This is a genomic window from Enterobacter cloacae complex sp. P6RS, from assembly GCF_014982245.1.
Classification (GTDB): Bacteria; Pseudomonadota; Gammaproteobacteria; order Enterobacterales; family Enterobacteriaceae; genus Enterobacter; species Enterobacter bugandensis.
In genome coordinates this window covers 89,421-105,194 of sequence record NZ_JADCLB010000007.1, presented here as the reverse complement: position 1 = coordinate 105,194, position 15,774 = coordinate 89,421, and the positions used below count along the sequence as shown (strand labels likewise).

Genomic DNA, 15,774 nt, shown 5'->3' with positions numbered 1-15,774 from the left:
TTGGGGTACAGACAAACGCTTCAACAGCAGTGACTTACTTGTCGCCCAACTGCTCTGACATGGTGTTGCCCGGGTTTGGCGTACGCGGTTCATCGACCGGACGCGGCGCGCGCGGGGTACCATTGTTGTCAGAATTGTTGGAAGCGCCTGGGTCTTCCCAGCCTGCTGGCGGGCGCACTTCGCGGCGAGCCATCAGGTCGTCAATCTGCGGTGCATCGATGGTCTCATATTTCATGAGCGCATCTTTCATCGAATGCAGAATGTCCATATTGTCGTTCAGGATCTGACGCGCGCGACCGTAGTTACGTTCAATCAGCGCTTTCACTTCCTGGTCGATGATACGTGCCGTCTCATCAGACATATGTTTTGCTTTCGCCACGGAGCGGCCCAGGAATACTTCACCCTCTTCCTCTGCATACAGCAGCGGACCGAGTTTGTCGGAGAAGCCCCATTGAGTCACCATGTTACGCGCCAGGTTTGTCGCCACTTTAATGTCGTTCGACGCACCGGTAGAAACATGTTCTGGCCCGTAGATGATCTCTTCCGCCAGACGACCGCCGTACAGGGTCGAAATCTGGCTTTCCAGCTTCTGACGGCTGGCGCTGATCGCGTCGCCCTCAGGCAGGAAGAAGGTCACACCCAGCGCACGGCCGCGCGGAATAATCGTTACCTTGTGTACCGGATCGTGTTCCGGCACCAGGCGACCGATAATCGCGTGACCCGCTTCGTGGTAAGCCGTGGACTCTTTCTGCGCTTCCGTCATCACCATGGAGCGACGTTCCGCACCCATCATGATTTTGTCTTTCGCTTTCTCGAACTCAACCATGGAGACCACGCGCTTGTTACCGCGAGCGGCAAACAGTGCAGCTTCGTTGACCAGGTTAGCCAGGTCCGCGCCGGAGAAGCCCGGCGTACCGCGCGCAATGATTGCCGCGTCGATATCTGGCGCCAGCGGTACGCGACGCATGTGCACTTTCAGAATCTGTTCACGACCACGAACATCCGGCAGACCGACAACAACCTGACGGTCGAAACGGCCTGGACGCAGCAGCGCAGGGTCAAGTACGTCCGGACGGTTAGTCGCCGCGATAACGATAATACCTTCGTTACCTTCGAAGCCGTCCATCTCAACCAGCATCTGGTTCAGGGTCTGCTCACGCTCATCGTGACCACCGCCCAGGCCCGCGCCACGCTGGCGGCCTACGGCGTCGATTTCATCGATAAAGATGATGCACGGTGCTGCCTTCTTGGCCTGCTCGAACATGTCACGCACACGAGATGCACCGACACCCACGAACATTTCAACGAAGTCAGAACCTGAAATAGTAAAGAACGGCACCTTCGCTTCACCCGCGATGGCTTTCGCCAGCAGGGTTTTACCGGTACCCGGAGGGCCTACCATCAGGACGCCTTTCGGGATCTTACCGCCCAGTTTCTGGAAACGGCTCGGCTCGCGCAGGTATTCAACCAGTTCACCCACTTCTTCTTTTGCTTCGTCACAACCGGCGACGTCAGCAAACGTGGTCTTGATCTGGTCTTCCGTCAGCATACGCGCCTTGCTCTTACCGAACGACATGGCACCTTTGCCACCGCCGCCCTGCATCTGGCGCATAAAGAAGATCCAGACGCCGATAAGAAGCAGCATCGGGAACCAGGAAATGAAGATAGAAGCCAGCAGGCTTGGTTCTTCTGGCGGCTCGCCTACCACTTTGACGTTTTTGGTCAGAAGGTTATCAAGCAGCTTAGGATCGTTCACCGGGATGTAAGTCGTGTAACGGTTACTATCTTTCTTGGTAACGTTGATCTCACGTCCGTTGATACGCGCTTCGCGAACCTGGTCCTGATTGACCTCTTGCAGGAAGGTAGAATAATCCACCTTGCGGCCATTCGACTCGCTGGGCCCAAAGCTCTGGAATACTGACATCAGCACAACGGCAATGACCAGCCAGAGTATTAGGTTTTTCGCCATGTCACTCAAGGGATTAACCTCATATTACAACTGTGTTAAAAACAGCGTCAGGATACTCTATATCCAGTTTCATTCAAACTTTCGTCTGAAATCTCCCGGTTATCATTTTCGCCCGGTCGCTACAATATACACTTCACGGGAACGGGCCCGGGAAGAGTCCGGCTTACGAACTTTGACCTTCGCAAACAGGGAGCGAATTTCCTTAAGATACTCCTCGAAACCTTCGCCCTGAAACACCTTCACAACAAAACTACCACCAGGCGCTAGTACATCACGACACATTTCTAACGCTAGCTCCACCAGATACATGGCGCGGGGGATATCCACCGCCGGTGTTCCGCACATATTTGGTGCCATATCCGACATGACAACCTGGACCTTACTGTCACCAACACGATCAAGTAACGCTTTCAGCACTAATTCATCACGAAAGTCGCCCTGAAGGAAGTCGACACCAACGATGGGATCCATTGGTAAAAGATCGCACGCGATGATTCGGCCCGTTCCGCCGATCTGCGTTACCGCATACTGGGACCATCCGCCAGGTGCCGCACCGAGGTCGACAACCGTCATCCCCGGCTTAAAAAGTTTGTCACTTTGCTGTATTTCATCAAGTTTAAACCAGGCACGGGAACGTAACCCCTTTTTCTGTGCCTGTTGAACATATTTATCGCTAAAGTGTTCCTGAAGCCAGCGGCTGGAACTGGCAGAACGCTTTTTACCTGTCATTTAACATTTCCGTCCTGGTTCATCGTTGCTTGCCTGTGACGTAAATTTCTACGCAGCTATTTGGCGATATAAGGGAGATGGCGGTAGAATGAACCGTTTTCAATCCCAACGTAAGCAAAAATATACGATGAATCTGAGTACTAAACAAAAACAGCACCTTAAAGGTCTGGCACATCCGCTCAAGCCTGTAGTCATGCTTGGCAACAATGGTTTGACCGAAGGGGTGCTTGCCGAGATTGAACAAGCGCTGGAACACCACGAGCTGATCAAGGTGAAAATCGCCTCTGAAGACAGAGACACTAAAAACCTGATCGTGGAAGCCATCGTGCGCGAAACCGGCGCCTGTAATGTACAGGTCATCGGTAAAACGCTGGTGCTCTATCGCCCATCTAAAGAGCGTAAAATCTCGCTGCCACGCTAAGGATATCCTGAATCAATCACATTTTCTGTGTGAAACGAGGGATTTCTTTCAGCAGGCTCAGCAAAATGCCATGCTCCTTGAGTTGATAAAAGGCCGCTATGCGGCCTTTTTCTTTTCTTTACAATGTATCAACATCTTAGTAGAGAAGCGAATTACAGGTATTCAACCTTGATAATTTCGTATTCCACTTCACCGCCAGGGGTGCGGATGGTGACAACATCGTCCTGCTCTTTGCCAATCAGGCCGCGAGCAATGGGTGAGTTCACCGAAATCAGGTTCTGTTTGAAGTCTGCTTCATCATCGCCCACGATGCGATAGGTTTGCTCTTCATCGTTGTCGAGGTTCAGAACGCTGACGGTAGAACCAAAGATCACGCGACCGTTGTTAGGCATTTTGGTGATATCGATAACCTGCGCATTAGACAGTTTCGCTTCGATATCTTTAATGCGCCCTTCACAGAAGCCCTGCTGCTCGCGCGCCGCATGGTATTCAGCATTCTCTTTCAGGTCGCCATGCTCACGGGCTTCCGCGATAGCGGCGATGATTTCAGGGCGACGCACGGATTTCAGGAAATCCAGCTCTTCGCGCAGTTTTTCGGCACCACGTAAGGTCATCGGAATAGCTTGCATTTGTTATACCTCTTAAACATTCCTGTTGGGAGCAGTGTTCCCTGCTCCTGCCCCCCGAAGCGGGCAAGAAGCAAAAAGAAAACCGACCCGGGAGCGACGCCCCAGGTCAGCAGCAATTTTTCAATTTGATACGCATTTTACCGCGAAGTTCACTATGGGTCATCGTTTACTTTGCAGTGCCATGCACCGTAGTATGACGGTTTGTTTTCGGGTTGTTAGCGCGAGATTATGCGATTTTCCAGTTTTATCATCGGATTGACTACCAGTATAACGTTCACCGCCCAGGCCGCGAATGTTGATGAGTACATTAATCAGCTCCCCGCAGGCGCGAACCTCGCCCTGATGGTGCAGAAGGTTGGCGCACAGGCTCCCGAGATTGACTATCACAGTCAACAGATGGCGCTGCCTGCCAGTACCCAGAAGGTGATCACTGCCCTCGCCGCCCTGCTCCAACTCGGGCCTGACTTCCGTTTTACCACCACGCTTGAAACCAAAGGTAACGTCGACGGTGGCGAACTGAAAGGCGATCTTATCGCCCGTTTCGGTGGCGATCCCACCTTTAAGCGCCAGGATATCCGCAACATGGTAGCGGTGTTGAAAAAATCCGGCGTGACAAAAATCGATGGCAACGTGCTGATCGATACCTCCATTTTTGCCAGCCACGATAAAGCACCAGGCTGGCCGTGGAACGACATGACGCAGTGCTTTAGCGCCCCGCCAGCCGCCGCGATTGTTGACCGCAACTGCTTCTCGATCTCCCTTTACAGCGCGCCCAAGCCAGATGATTTAGCGTTCATTCGCGTGGCATCTTACTATCCGGTGACCATGTTTAGCCAGGTGCGAACGCTGGCTAAAGGCTCCCCGGATGCCCAGTACTGCGAACTGGACGTGGTGCCTGGCGATCTTAACCGCTACACCCTCACCGGCTGCCTGACGCAGCGCGCCGATCCCCTGCCGCTGGCCTTCGCGATTCAGGATGGCGCAAGCTATGCGGGTGCGATTCTCAAGGATGAGCTGAAGCAGGCGGGAATAACCTACTCCGGCACGCTGCTACGCCAGACGCAGGTCAACCAGCCCGGAACGGTCATTGCCAGCAAACAGTCGCCACCGCTGCACGATTTGCTGCGAATTATGCTGAAAAAGTCTGACAACATGATTGCCGACACCGTGTTCCGCATGATTGGCCACGCGCGTTTCGGCGTGCCGGGAACCTGGCGCGCGGGCTCAGACGCTGTTCGTCAGATCCTGCGCCAGCAGGCGGGGATCGATCTGGGTAACACTATCGCCGTTGATGGTTCAGGATTATCGCGTCATAACCTGATTGCCCCGGCCACCATGATGCAGGTGCTTCAGTACATTGCACAACATGACACTGAGCTAAACTTTATCTCAATGCTGCCGCTTGCCGGACACGACGGTTCGCTGCAGTACCGCGCCGGGCTTCACGCAGCAGGTGTGGATGGTAAAGTCTCCGCGAAAACAGGTTCACTGCAGGGGGTGTATAACCTGGCAGGGTTCATCACGACCGCCAGCGGACAGCGCATGGCATTCGTGCAGTATCTTTCCGGCTATGCCGTCGAACCGACCGACCAGCGCAACCGCCGTATTCCACTGGTTCGCTTCGAAAGCAGGCTTTATAAAGACATCTACCAGAATAACTAGCGATGAAACTACTTATAGTTGAAGACGATCTGTTATTACAGGAAGGACTGGCTCTGGGGCTAGCTAATGAAGGCTATGCCCTGGACTGTGCCGGCACCGCGGCAGAAGCAGATGCCCTGATCCAGAGCGGCGAATACAGCCTGGTGATCCTTGACCTGGGCTTACCGGACAAAGACGGCGCGACGTTGCTTACCCAGTGGCGTCGCCGGGGCATCGCCAATCCGGTGTTAATCCTGACGGCACGCGACGCCATTGAAGATCGTATTACCGGCCTTGATGCTGGCGCCGATGATTACCTGGTGAAGCCCTTTGCGCTTGCAGAACTTCAGGCTCGGGTGCGAGCGTTAATACGCCGTTATCAGGGCCATAGTGATAACTTACTAACCGACGGGGACATTACCCTGAATCTGCAAACCCAGCAGGTATTGCGCCAGTCCCAGCCCGTTGAAGTCACACCAAAAGAGTTCGCCTTGCTGACGCGTCTGATCATGCGAAGCGGACAAACGGTACACAGAGAAACCCTTCAGCAGGATATCTATTCCTGGCAGGACGATCCGGGGTCAAATACCCTGGAAGTCCACATCCACAACCTGCGTCGTAAGCTCGGCAAAGACCGGATTAAAACCGTCCGCGGCGTTGGCTACCGCCTGGAGAGCCAGAAATGAACAGCATGCGTCGGCGATTAATGGTGTTGCTGGCGGTCATTCTGTTATTTTTCCAGCTGATAAGCGTCATTTGGTTGTGGCACGAAAGCCGCGAGCAGATTGGCTTTCTGGTGAACGAAACGCTGTCGGCAAAATCGCGTAACAACCACGTCGAGAAAGAGATCCGCGAAGCGATTGCCTCGCTGCTGGTTCCTTCTCTGGTGATGGTTGGGTTTACGTTGTTTTTCTCGTTCTGGGCGGTTACCTGGATAACCCGACCGCTGAACAAACTGCGCGTGAGCCTGGCTAACCGTTCGGCGGATAACCTAACCCCACTTCCTATGTATTCCGACATGGAAGAAATCGGCGCCGTTACCACCTCGCTCAATCAGCTACTCGCCAGGCTGGACAGTACCATTCAGCAGGAGCGTCTCTTCACGGCTGACGCCGCCCATGAACTGCGAACGCCTCTTGCCGGAATCAGGCTCCATCTGGAGCTCATGGCCCAGTCAGGCTCTACGCAGGCCACGACGCTCATCAGCCGTATTGACCAGCTAATGCACACCGTTGAGCAACTGCTGATGCTGGCCCGTGCAGGACAGGCAATGGCGAGCGGCCACTATGAAACCATCAACTGGACGGACACCATTATCACGCCTCTTGGTCTTGAGCATGAAGCCAAAGAGCATACGGTGATTTGGCCTGCTAAAAGCGCGCTCACGGTTCAGGGAGACGCGGTACTGCTGCGGCTGATGCTGCGCAACCTGCTGGAGAATGCCGGGCGCTACAGCCCGACAGGCACCACGATTACCGTGACGCTTACCGAGGTCGAAGGCGGTACGCAGCTCAGCGTTATCGATCAGGGGCCTGGTATTGACGAAGCGCATCGACAGTCGATCACGGAGCCGTTCCGTCGCCTCGATCAGCGTTACGGCGGCAGCGGCCTTGGCCTGAGTATCGTACAGCGCATCCTGCAGCTTCATCACGGTAAGCTGATGCTGGAGAATGGTGCTGAAGGCGGCCTGATAGCAAGCTGCTGGCTGCCCTCAACGCTGGAATGAAAAAAGCCCCCTGATGGGGGCTTTGGACAGATATTAGTGCTTGTAGATGAACTCGACGCCTTCTTCGTCGTCTTCATCCCAGTCATCGTCCCAGTCGTCTTCCTCTTCCGCTTCCAGCTCTTCGAGCTGCTGGCGGTGGTAGTCATCCCACATGAATTCGACTTTTTCTGGCTGTTTCGCTTCTTCAGCCTGAACGACAGGGTTCTCGATGATGAAGGTCATCACATCCCAGCAGAGATCTTTCACGCCAACCTGACTTGCCGCGGAGATAAGGTAGTATTTATCTTCCCAGCCCATTGCTTCGGCAATCGCTTTGGCTTTCGCTTCGGCTTCCGCTTTATCCATCAGGTCGATCTTGTTGAAGACCAGCCAGCGTGGCTTACTCGCCAGTTTTTCGCTGTATTTTTCCAGCTCACCGATAATGATACGGGCGTTTTCAACCGGATCGGAACCGTCGATCGGATCGATGTCGATGAGGTGCAGCAGTACGCGGCAACGCTCAAGGTGCTTCAGGAAGCGAATACCCAGACCAGCGCCTTCCGCAGCGCCTTCAATCAGGCCCGGAATATCGGCGACCACAAAGCTCTTCTCGTTATCCATACGGACAACGCCGAGGCTTGGTACCAGCGTGGTAAACGGATAGTCCGCTACTTTTGGCTTGGCCGCAGAGACGGCGCGAATAAAGGTCGATTTACCTGCGTTTGGCATACCCAGCATGCCCACGTCAGCCAGTAGCATCAGTTCAAGTTGCAGGTCGCGCTTATCACCCGGGGTACCCATCGTTTTCTGACGCGGGGTACGGTTAACGGAAGATTTGAAACGGCTGTTACCCAGACCGTGCCAGCCGCCTTTCGCCACCATCAGGCGCTGACCGTGTTTAGTCATATCGCCCATGGTTTCACCGGTACCCTGATCGATAACGCGCGTACCGACCGGAACCTTAATGGTCACGTCTTTACCGCGTTTACCGGTACAGTCACGGCTCTGGCCGTTCTGTCCGCGTTCTGCGCGGAAGGATTTTTCAAAGCGGTAGTCGATCAGCGTGTTGAGGTTTTCATCCGCCTCCAGCCACACGTCACCACCATCGCCACCGTCACCGCCGTCAGGGCCGCCACGAGGAATATATTTTTCACGGCGGAAGCTTACACAACCGTTACCGCCATCACCTGCCACGACCAGAATCGTCGCTTCATCAACAAACTTCATTTTACTCTCCGTAACTCATTCGCCTGAGCGGGGGACTACTACGACCGCTTCATTTTTGCGCCAACGTCCCCAAAGACGATGACCAATGGCGGAATACATCGCGCCCGCAACCACGACAAACGCACCGAGATAGCCCAACAGGTTGAGCATCGGTCTGACGAAGACATCGGGCCAGGCCATTGATAACAAATCTGAAAATAACAGCGTAAACAGCGGGGTAAGCGTGATCAATGCGCTCACCTGTGCTGCCTGCCAGCGCGCCATCGCTTCCGCCAGCGCGCCATAACCGACCAGCGTGTTAAGCCCACAAAAAATGAGGCACGCCAGTTGCCAGTCGCTCAGCTGGGTAATGGCGCCCGGCTTCGCTAACGGCAATAATGCCACTGTACACAAAGTGTACAGCAAAAAAAGGATCTGCTGTGAGGCCAGGCGACGCAATAACACCTTTTGCGCGACGCCATAGCTCACCCAGACCGTTGCTGCACCCACGCCGAAGATCACGCCCCAGGTGTAGTCCGTAAGCCGGGTAAAAATCTCGATCAGGCTGGTGTTGAAGAACATCACCAGGCCGCATAGCAGCATGCTTGCCCCGATAATCTGCGTCCCGCGCATCTTCTCTTTGAGGATGAACACGCTCGCGACCATCATGCCCACAGGCGAAAGCTGACCAATCACCTGAGACGCCGTAGGGCTCAAATACTGCAGGGAAGAGCTGAACAGGATAAAGTTACCGAACAGACCGCCCGTCGCAATGGCCAGTAACACCAGCCATCGAGGTTTGCGGAAGAGCCGTAGCGGTGGAAGCTTGCCTTTGACTGCAAGGATGGTCCCGAGACCAATGCTTGCCATCAGGAAGCGATAAAAGACCACCGTAGGCGGCTCCATCACTTCCAGTACCTGCTTCATTGCAATTGGCAGCGCACCCCAGCACATTGCGGTCGTGAGCGCCAAAAGAATACCAATGCCGGCCTGCTGCTTCATGCCCGTTTTCCCTACAGAAAATTTTCCGGGTTTCCAATGTAAAAAGCCCCGCAACACGTTGCGGGGCTTTAATCCGTTACCGGACCGAGAAAACCTTACTCAGCAACGATGCTGATGTATTTACGGTTGTTCGGGCCTTTAACTTCAAATTTCACTTTACCGTCTGCTTTAGCAAACAGAGTGTGGTCACGACCGCAACCTACGTTGTTGCCAGCGTGGAATTTGGTACCACGTTGACGAACGATGATGCTACCCGCCAGAACGGATTCGCCACCGAAACGCTTAACGCCCAGGCGTTTAGCTTCTGAATCGCGACCGTTACGTGTGGAGCCGCCAGCCTTTTTATGTGCCATTTAAATCTCTCCTCAGGTCTTAGGCGCTGATGCCAGTAATTTTCACATCAGTGAACCACTGACGGTGGCCCTGCTGCTTACGGTAGTGTTTACGACGACGAAACTTAACGATTTTAACTTTCTCGCCACGACCGTGTGCAACAACTTCAGCTTTGATAACGCCGCCATCAACGAAAGGAACGCCGATTTTGACTTCTTCACCGTTTGCGATCATCAGAACTTCTGCGAACTCAACAGATTCGCCAGTTGCGATGTCCAGCTTTTCCAGGCGAACGGTCTGACCTTCGCTTACTCGGTGTTGTTTACCACCACTTTGGAAAACCGCGTACATATAAACTCCGCTTCCGCGCACGTCCTCGTATGAATCAGAGTGCGCTATAAATATTCACAATAGGGCGCGAATATTACGCAAAACGCGAGCCTTTGACAAGTGCTACCGTCAATACATGAAGAAAAAAAACACAACACGTACGGTAACGTTTATCTGAGCCGTTTTTTCAGTACAATCAGCACTACTATTGATAAACCGAAACCCTTCGTTACCCCATTGAAGATGGGATCAACAGGATAAAAAGCCCGGCTTTTGCGATGAATTTAGAAAAAATCAACGAGTTAACCGCGCAAGATATGGCGGGTGTAAATGCAGCAATCCTGGAGCAACTCAACTCTGACGTTCAGCTGATCAATCAGTTGGGCTATTACATTGTCAGCGGCGGCGGTAAACGCATTCGCCCGATGATTGCCATTCTGGCTGCCAGAGCCGTTGGCTATCAGGGAAATGCTCACGTGACGATCGCCGCGCTGATCGAATTTATTCACACCGCGACGCTTCTGCATGACGATGTTGTGGATGAATCCGATATGCGTCGTGGCAAGGCCACGGCAAACGCTGCCTTCGGGAACGCCGCCAGCGTTCTGGTCGGGGACTTTATCTATACCCGCGCCTTCCAGATGATGACCAGCCTGGGCTCTCTGAAAGTGCTCGAGGTGATGTCCGAAGCCGTCAACGTCATCGCTGAAGGCGAAGTGCTGCAGCTGATGAACGTCAATGACCCCGATATCACCGAAGAAAACTACATGCGCGTTATCTACAGCAAAACAGCGCGCCTGTTTGAAGCGGCAGCCCAGTGTTCCGGCATCCTGGCTGGCTGTTCCGAGGCGCAGGAAAAAGGACTGCAGGATTATGGGCGCTACCTGGGTACTGCCTTCCAGCTGATTGATGATTTGCTGGACTACAGCGCGGACGGCGAAACGCTCGGCAAAAACGTTGGCGATGACCTGAACGAAGGCAAACCGACCCTGCCGCTGCTTCACGCGATGCGTCACGGAACGGCCGACCAGGCGAAAATGATCCGTGAGGCGATCGAACAGGGAAATGGTCGCCATCTTCTGGAACCTGTACTGGAAACGATGGCCATCTGCGGCTCGCTGGAATGGACGCGTCAGCGTGCTGAAGAAGAGGCTGACAAAGCCATCGAAGCTCTCCAGGTTATTCCAGACAGCCCATGGCGCGATGCTCTGATTGGTCTTGCCCACATCGCTGTTCAACGCGACCGTTAATCTTGCCCCCACCTCCCCGTATCCATCGCGGGGAGGTTCAAAAACGCACCAGTAAATTCCGCATTCATGTAAATGAATCGGGTTAGAGCCCGCATGAATAAAGCCATGTCTTATTCTGAATATCCCTTCAAGTAACGCGAACTTTTTAGAACAAGAAGTCGAAATGGGTATAGTAAGCCAGTCGTTTCAGAAGAAACGGCGTAGGTGAATCCGAACTTAAGGACAGCGTTATGGATACGAAATTTATCGACTGGCATACGGCAGATATCATTGCGGCACTGCGCAAAAGAGGTACGTCACTTGCAGCAGAGTCCCGCCGCCATGGTCTGAGTTCTTCCACCCTGGCCAACGCCCTGACCCGCCCCTGGCCAAAGGGAGAATTGATTATCGCGACGGCGCTGGAAACGCACCCGTGGGTGATCTGGCCTTCACGTTATCACGATCCTGTTACTCATGAATTTATCGACAGAACGCGCATGATGCGCCAGAGAAAAGCAAAAACAGAACCGCAGGGATAACGGTTTTTTTGACAGGAATAGCAACCCCCCGGTCATTTCTGGCAGGGGGCTGCCGGAACGATTACTCGCCCTTCACACGCTCGATATTGGCACCCAGCGCGCGCAGTTTGTCTTCAATACGTTCATAGCCACGATCGATGTGATAAATACGATCAACCACCGTTGTGCCTTCCGCGATACAGCCCGCCAGCACCAGGCTTGCAGACGCACGCAGATCCGTTGCCATTACCTGAGCACCGGACAGTTTCTCAACGCCATGGCAAATCACGGTATTACTTTCGATCTCAGCATGTGCACCCATACGGATCAGTTCCGGTACGTGCATAAAACGGTTTTCGAAAATCGTCTCGGTAATCACACCGGTTCCTTCGGCAACCAGGTTCAGCAGAGTGAACTGTGCCTGCATATCGGTCGGGAATGCCGGATGCGGAGCCGTACGCACGGTCACCGCTTTAGGACGCTTGCCGTGCATGTCGAGGCTGATCCAGTCTTCACCGGTTTCAACATCGGCACCCGCTTCACGCAGCTTCGCCAGAACGGCATCCAGAGTGTCTGGCTGTGCATTACGGCAGACAATCTTACCGCCGGAAATGGCCGCAGCCACCAGGAAGGTGCCGGTTTCGATACGGTCCGGCAGAACGCGATACACACCACCGCCCAGACGCTCAACGCCTTCAATGGTGATGCGGTCAGTACCCTGGCCGGAAATCTTCGCGCCCAGCGCCACGAGGAAATTGGCGGTATCCACGATCTCCGGTTCACGCGCGGCGTTTTCGATGATGGTGGTACCTTCTGCCAGCGTTGCCGCAGACATGATGGTAACGGTAGCGCCTACGCTCACTTTGTCCATGACAATGTGTGCGCCTTTCAGACGACCGTTGACGGAGGCCTTAACGTAACCCTCTTCCAGCTTGATCTCTGCGCCCAGTTTCTCCAGGCCAAAGATATGCAGGTCAACCGGACGCGCGCCGATGGCGCAACCGCCCGGCAGCGAAACCTGACCCTGACCGAAACGTGCCACCAGCGGGCCAAGCGCCCAGATAGATGCACGCATGGTTTTAACCAGATCGTAAGGCGCAGAGAAGTTGTTCACGTTGCTGGCGTCGATCCAGACGGAACCGTTGCGCTCAACTTTAGTGCCCAACTGGGTGAGCAACTTCATGGTCGTGTCGATATCTTTCAGCTTCGGTACGTTCTGAATTTCTACCGGCTCTTCCGCGAGCAGCGCAGCAAAGAGGATTGGTAGCGCGGCGTTCTTCGCGCCAGAAATTGTGACTTCGCCCTGGAGACGCGTTGGCCCCTGTACACGAAATTTATCCATTGTGTGCTCTCTTATAAATTCAACCGTGCTGCGGGCCTGTCGCCCTCAGCTCAAAAACCGTTTAGTTTGCGATCGCGTGCCCACTCTTGCGGGGTGAACGCTTTAATCGACAGGGCGTGGATGCGGTTATCCGCAATATATTCCATCAGCGGCGCGTACACAGCCTGCTGCTTCTTCACACGGCTCATACCGTCGAACATCTCACCCACAGCAATAACCTGGAAGTGACTGCCATCGCCAGTGACGTGGGCTTCCTGAAGGGAGAGTGCATTCATCAGCACTGTCTGGATTTCATGATTTTCCATGGGCTCTTAATCATCTGATAGTGAAAACAAGCCCAACATCTTAGAGCAAAGTGGCGTCGTCTTAAACAAGCAAAAAGCCCCGACGATGAAACTGTCAGGGCTTTCGGAAGTAACGCACTGAAAATATTAACGAGGCAGTACGTCCTGAGGCAGATTGTAGAGTTGCGCAAGGGTAACGACATTGTCACTTGCGCCATGAAGCATGACGCTTGTTCCCTGCTTTTTGCCCACGGCAACCAGATGGGCGAGCAGCGCAACGCCTGCCGTATCCACCCGCGTGACGTCGGTTAAGTCGATAAGCGTCACGCCCTGCATCGCTTCCTGGCGTTTATCCCACAGTGGGTTCAGCAGATCCTGGTCCAGCTCACCGGACAGCCTTAACGTCTCACCTTCACGCGACCAGCGGAGTTGCTGCGACATTACTTCTTCTCGTCCAGGATAATTTTCTGACGAGCAATGGACTGCAGCTGTGCGGTCAGGCCATCAATGCCCTTGGTGCGCAGCAGGTCGCTCCACTCGTTCTGCTTGGTGGTGATCATGCTTACGCCTTCGGCGATCATATCATACGCCTGCCAGTGGCCGGTCTGGCTGTTTTTACGCCACTGGAAATCCAGGCGCACCGGCGGACGGCCGTTAGGATCGATGATCGTTACGCGAATAGGCACGATGGTCGCATCACCCAGCGGCTGCTCCGGGGCGATCTGATAGGTCTGACCGTGGTACATCGCCAGCGCCTGGCCGTAAGCCTGCTTCAGGTATTCACGGAATGCGGCAAAATAGGCCTCACGCTGCGCCGGGGTGGCGTCTTTGTAATAGCGGCCGAGCACCAGCGCTCCCGCATATTTGATCTGCACATACGGCAGCAGTTCCTGGTCAACCACGTCACGCAGATAGTCAGGATTCGCGCGAATTTTTGGCTGTTCGTTTTTGAGACGGTCGAAGGTTTTCTTCGCAGCTTCGTCCATCAGTTTGTACGGGTTGCTCTGATCCGCAGCATGTGCCGCAGTGAGAGGGGCAATGACCAGCATGGCAACCATTAACAGTCGTTTAAACATGAATGACTTCTCCTGAATTAATTCGCAGCACCAGGGGTCGGCGCAACGTTGGTATGGTCTTCACTCTGCGCAGGGGCATCGTCAGACTTTTTATCATCCCCTTTACTGTTGTAAAGGAACTGACCAATCATGTCCTCCAGCACCATCGCGGACTTCGTATCCTGGATAACGCTACCGTCTTTAAGGATAGTCGTTCCCAGCTCGGGATCTTCAAAGCCGACGTTAAGTGCCAGATATTGTTCACCCAGCAGGCCGGAAGTACGGATAGAAAGGGAGCTGGTGTCCGGAATGTGGTTGTAACGTTCTTCGATATCCATCGCGACGCGCGGCAGATACGTTTTCTCATCGAGCGTAATGTCAGATACGCGGCCGATCACCACACCGCCAATGCGGACCGGTGAACGCGCCTTCAGCCCGCCGATGTTATCGAACGTGGCATAGATGCGATACGTCGGCTCGGTGCGCACAGACGTAATATCTGCCGCTCTCAGGCAGATAAACAGCGCCGCCAGCAGCGCCAGCAGCAGGAAAACGCCGACCCAAATTTCATTTTTTCTCGTTTGCATGAACTCAATTCCCAAACATCAGTGCGGTGAGCACAAAATCCAGGCCCAGTACGGCCAGCGACGAATGTACGACAGTACGTGTAGTTGCACGGCTAATGCCCGCCGAGGTCGGGATGGCATCGTAACCATTGAACAATGCAATCCAGGTGACCGTAATGGCAAACACCACGCTTTTAATCAGGCAGTTAACCAGATCCATTCGCAGGTCGATGGCGTCCTGCATCGCAGACCAGAAGAAGCCGGCATCGATGCCTTTCCAGTGGACCCCAACCAGCGAACCGCCCCAGATCCCCACGGCGACAAACAGAATAGTCAGTAGCGGGAGCGAGATCACCCCCGCCCAGAAACGCGGCGAGATCACGCGACGCAGCGGATCGACCGCCATCATTTCCATGCTGGATAGCTGCTCGGTCGCACGCATCAGGCCAATCTCAGCCGTTAATGCCGACCCAGCGCGTCCGGCAAACAGCAGTGCCGCCACAACCGGACCCAATTCGCGCAGCAGCGAAAGCGCCACCAGCATTCCGAGGCTGGTTTCCGCACTGTAGGTTGTCAGAACAAGGTAGCCCTGCAGCCCAAGCACCATGCCGATAAACAGACCGGAAACAATAATGATGAGCATCGACAGCACGCCGACATTATAAAGCTGACGCACCAGCAGAGGGGCGTGCTTGCTAAACTCCGGCTTGCCGACCAGCGCGTTGAATAACATCAATCCGGCACGCCCGAACGTCCTGATGGTTTTTATGCCACGGTGTCCGAGAGCGGCCAACGCATTTAACAGCATGAGTGGC

General features: G+C 54.2%; 19 protein-coding genes. 6 read left to right on the top strand and 13 right to left on the bottom strand.

Translation table 11 applies throughout. The features are described 5' to 3' along the window. Positions 1-34: 34 nt before the first annotated feature. A complete protein-coding gene (gene ftsH, locus INF73_RS04565; RefSeq protein WP_013098921.1) occupies positions 35-1,969 on the bottom strand; it encodes an ATP-dependent zinc metalloprotease FtsH in 1,935 nt (644 codons plus the stop codon). A gap of 102 nt (positions 1,970-2,071) precedes the next feature. Further along, on the bottom strand, positions 2,072-2,698 hold the full coding sequence (rlmE, locus tag INF73_RS04560) for a 23S rRNA (uridine(2552)-2'-O)-methyltransferase RlmE (protein WP_003861812.1): 627 nt from the start codon (positions 2,696-2,698) through the stop codon (positions 2,072-2,074). 127 nt (positions 2,699-2,825) lie between these two features. On the opposite strand from rlmE, the gene yhbY reads away from it, so the two are divergent. Continuing rightward, on the top strand, positions 2,826-3,119 hold the full coding sequence (gene yhbY / locus INF73_RS04555; RefSeq protein WP_003861814.1) for a ribosome assembly RNA-binding protein YhbY: 294 nt from the start codon (positions 2,826-2,828) through the stop codon (positions 3,117-3,119). A gap of 152 nt (positions 3,120-3,271) precedes the next feature. Here yhbY and greA read toward each other — a convergent pair whose 3' ends face one another. Continuing rightward, positions 3,272-3,748, bottom strand: coding sequence for a transcription elongation factor GreA (gene greA, locus INF73_RS04550; RefSeq protein WP_006812122.1), 477 nt, complete (start codon positions 3,746-3,748; stop codon positions 3,272-3,274). Positions 3,749-3,976: 228 nt separating this feature from the next. Between greA and dacB the strand changes: the two genes are divergently transcribed. The 3 genes from dacB to pmrB are packed head-to-tail and all read left to right on the top strand — an operon-like array spanning position 3,977 to position 7,115. Beyond that, positions 3,977-5,410, top strand: coding sequence for a serine-type D-Ala-D-Ala carboxypeptidase (gene dacB / locus INF73_RS04545; RefSeq protein WP_028014554.1), 1,434 nt, complete (start codon positions 3,977-3,979; stop codon positions 5,408-5,410). A 2-nt stretch (positions 5,411-5,412) separates the two neighbouring features. Further along, positions 5,413-6,075: a two-component system response regulator PmrA gene (gene pmrA, locus INF73_RS04540; RefSeq protein ID WP_028014555.1), complete on the top strand. Its 663-nt coding sequence runs from the start codon at positions 5,413-5,415 to the stop codon at positions 6,073-6,075. After that, positions 6,072-7,115 (top strand): two-component system sensor histidine kinase PmrB, encoded by a 1,044-nt coding sequence (pmrB, locus tag INF73_RS04535; protein ID WP_041907874.1) that lies wholly within the window; start codon positions 6,072-6,074, stop codon positions 7,113-7,115. Before pmrA ends, pmrB begins: the two co-directional genes overlap by 4 nt. A 33-nt stretch (positions 7,116-7,148) precedes the next feature. On the opposite strand, the gene cgtA is transcribed toward pmrB, so the two are convergent. The 4 genes from cgtA to rplU all read right to left on the bottom strand — a co-directional run bounded on the left by cgtA (position 7,149) and on the right by rplU (position 9,986). Continuing rightward, positions 7,149-8,321 (bottom strand): Obg family GTPase CgtA, encoded by a 1,173-nt coding sequence (gene cgtA / locus INF73_RS04530; protein WP_014885381.1) that lies wholly within the window; start codon positions 8,319-8,321, stop codon positions 7,149-7,151. A gap of 15 nt (positions 8,322-8,336) precedes the next feature. Beyond that, entirely contained in the window at positions 8,337-9,302 is a 966-nt protein-coding gene (locus INF73_RS04525; RefSeq protein ID WP_193541612.1) for a DMT family transporter, read from the bottom strand. Positions 9,303-9,397: 95 nt separating this feature from the next. Continuing rightward, entirely contained in the window at positions 9,398-9,655 is a 258-nt protein-coding gene (gene rpmA, locus INF73_RS04520; RefSeq protein ID WP_004385076.1) for a 50S ribosomal protein L27, read from the bottom strand. 19 nt (positions 9,656-9,674) lie between these two features. Further along, complete coding sequence (gene rplU, locus INF73_RS04515) at positions 9,675-9,986, bottom strand: 50S ribosomal protein L21 (protein ID WP_003025032.1); 312 nt, start codon at positions 9,984-9,986, stop codon at positions 9,675-9,677. Between the two features lie 257 nt (positions 9,987-10,243). Between rplU and ispB the strand changes: the two genes are divergently transcribed. Both ispB and sfsB read left to right on the top strand, forming a co-directional pair. After that, entirely contained in the window at positions 10,244-11,215 is a 972-nt protein-coding gene (gene ispB, locus INF73_RS04510) for an octaprenyl diphosphate synthase (protein ID WP_045260467.1), read from the top strand. Positions 11,216-11,445: 230 nt separating this feature from the next. Further along, the gene (gene sfsB, locus INF73_RS04505) at positions 11,446-11,733 is read left to right on the top strand and encodes a DNA-binding transcriptional regulator SfsB (RefSeq protein ID WP_028014559.1); all 288 of its coding nucleotides are present in this window, start codon (positions 11,446-11,448) and stop codon (positions 11,731-11,733) included. Positions 11,734-11,794: 61 nt separating this feature from the next. Here the strand turns inward: sfsB and murA are convergent, their stop codons facing one another. The 6 genes from murA to mlaE all read right to left on the bottom strand — a co-directional run bounded on the left by murA (position 11,795) and on the right by mlaE (position 15,767). Then, positions 11,795-13,054 carry a UDP-N-acetylglucosamine 1-carboxyvinyltransferase gene (gene murA, locus INF73_RS04500; protein WP_028014560.1) on the bottom strand — a complete coding sequence of 420 codons (1,260 nt, stop codon included), beginning with the start codon at positions 13,052-13,054 and terminating at the stop codon, positions 11,795-11,797. Between the two features lie 50 nt (positions 13,055-13,104). Next, positions 13,105-13,359: a BolA family iron metabolism protein IbaG gene (ibaG, locus tag INF73_RS04495; protein ID WP_008501458.1), complete on the bottom strand. Its 255-nt coding sequence runs from the start codon at positions 13,357-13,359 to the stop codon at positions 13,105-13,107. 126 nt (positions 13,360-13,485) lie between these two features. Then, positions 13,486-13,779 (bottom strand): lipid asymmetry maintenance protein MlaB, encoded by a 294-nt coding sequence (gene mlaB / locus INF73_RS04490; RefSeq protein WP_028014561.1) that lies wholly within the window; start codon positions 13,777-13,779, stop codon positions 13,486-13,488. Next, complete coding sequence (gene mlaC, locus INF73_RS04485; protein WP_193541610.1) at positions 13,779-14,414, bottom strand: phospholipid-binding protein MlaC; 636 nt, start codon at positions 14,412-14,414, stop codon at positions 13,779-13,781. Before mlaC ends, mlaB begins: the two co-directional genes overlap by 1 nt. Positions 14,415-14,431: 17 nt before the next feature. Continuing rightward, on the bottom strand, positions 14,432-14,980 hold the full coding sequence (gene mlaD, locus INF73_RS04480; RefSeq protein ID WP_041911946.1) for an outer membrane lipid asymmetry maintenance protein MlaD: 549 nt from the start codon (positions 14,978-14,980) through the stop codon (positions 14,432-14,434). A gap of 4 nt (positions 14,981-14,984) precedes the next feature. Then, complete coding sequence (gene mlaE / locus INF73_RS04475; RefSeq protein WP_028014564.1) at positions 14,985-15,767, bottom strand: lipid asymmetry maintenance ABC transporter permease subunit MlaE; 783 nt, start codon at positions 15,765-15,767, stop codon at positions 14,985-14,987. Positions 15,768-15,774 lie beyond the last annotated feature (7 nt).

Coding starts and splice junctions, on each gene's coding strand:
- ftsH (WP_013098921.1), bottom strand. CDS start 1,969: ATGGCGAAAAACCTAATACTCTGGCTGGTCATTGCCGTTGTGCTGATG.
- rlmE (WP_003861812.1), bottom strand. CDS start 2,698: ATGACAGGTAAAAAGCGTTCTGCCAGTTCCAGCCGCTGGCTTCAGGAA.
- yhbY (WP_003861814.1), top strand. CDS start 2,826: ATGAATCTGAGTACTAAACAAAAACAGCACCTTAAAGGTCTGGCACAT.
- greA (WP_006812122.1), bottom strand. CDS start 3,748: ATGCAAGCTATTCCGATGACCTTACGTGGTGCCGAAAAACTGCGCGAA.
- dacB (WP_028014554.1), top strand. CDS start 3,977: ATGCGATTTTCCAGTTTTATCATCGGATTGACTACCAGTATAACGTTC.
- pmrA (WP_028014555.1), top strand. CDS start 5,413: ATGAAACTACTTATAGTTGAAGACGATCTGTTATTACAGGAAGGACTG.
- pmrB (WP_041907874.1), top strand. CDS start 6,072: ATGAACAGCATGCGTCGGCGATTAATGGTGTTGCTGGCGGTCATTCTG.
- cgtA (WP_014885381.1), bottom strand. CDS start 8,321: ATGAAGTTTGTTGATGAAGCGACGATTCTGGTCGTGGCAGGTGATGGC.
- INF73_RS04525 (WP_193541612.1), bottom strand. CDS start 9,302: ATGAAGCAGCAGGCCGGCATTGGTATTCTTTTGGCGCTCACGACCGCA.
- rpmA (WP_004385076.1), bottom strand. CDS start 9,655: ATGGCACATAAAAAGGCTGGCGGCTCCACACGTAACGGTCGCGATTCA.
- rplU (WP_003025032.1), bottom strand. CDS start 9,986: ATGTACGCGGTTTTCCAAAGTGGTGGTAAACAACACCGAGTAAGCGAA.
- ispB (WP_045260467.1), top strand. CDS start 10,244: ATGAATTTAGAAAAAATCAACGAGTTAACCGCGCAAGATATGGCGGGT.
- sfsB (WP_028014559.1), top strand. CDS start 11,446: ATGGATACGAAATTTATCGACTGGCATACGGCAGATATCATTGCGGCA.
- murA (WP_028014560.1), bottom strand. CDS start 13,054: ATGGATAAATTTCGTGTACAGGGGCCAACGCGTCTCCAGGGCGAAGTC.
- ibaG (WP_008501458.1), bottom strand. CDS start 13,359: ATGGAAAATCATGAAATCCAGACAGTGCTGATGAATGCACTCTCCCTT.
- mlaB (WP_028014561.1), bottom strand. CDS start 13,779: ATGTCGCAGCAACTCCGCTGGTCGCGTGAAGGTGAGACGTTAAGGCTG.
- mlaC (WP_193541610.1), bottom strand. CDS start 14,414: ATGTTTAAACGACTGTTAATGGTTGCCATGCTGGTCATTGCCCCTCTC.
- mlaD (WP_041911946.1), bottom strand. CDS start 14,980: ATGCAAACGAGAAAAAATGAAATTTGGGTCGGCGTTTTCCTGCTGCTG.
- mlaE (WP_028014564.1), bottom strand. CDS start 15,767: ATGCTGTTAAATGCGTTGGCCGCTCTCGGACACCGTGGCATAAAAACC.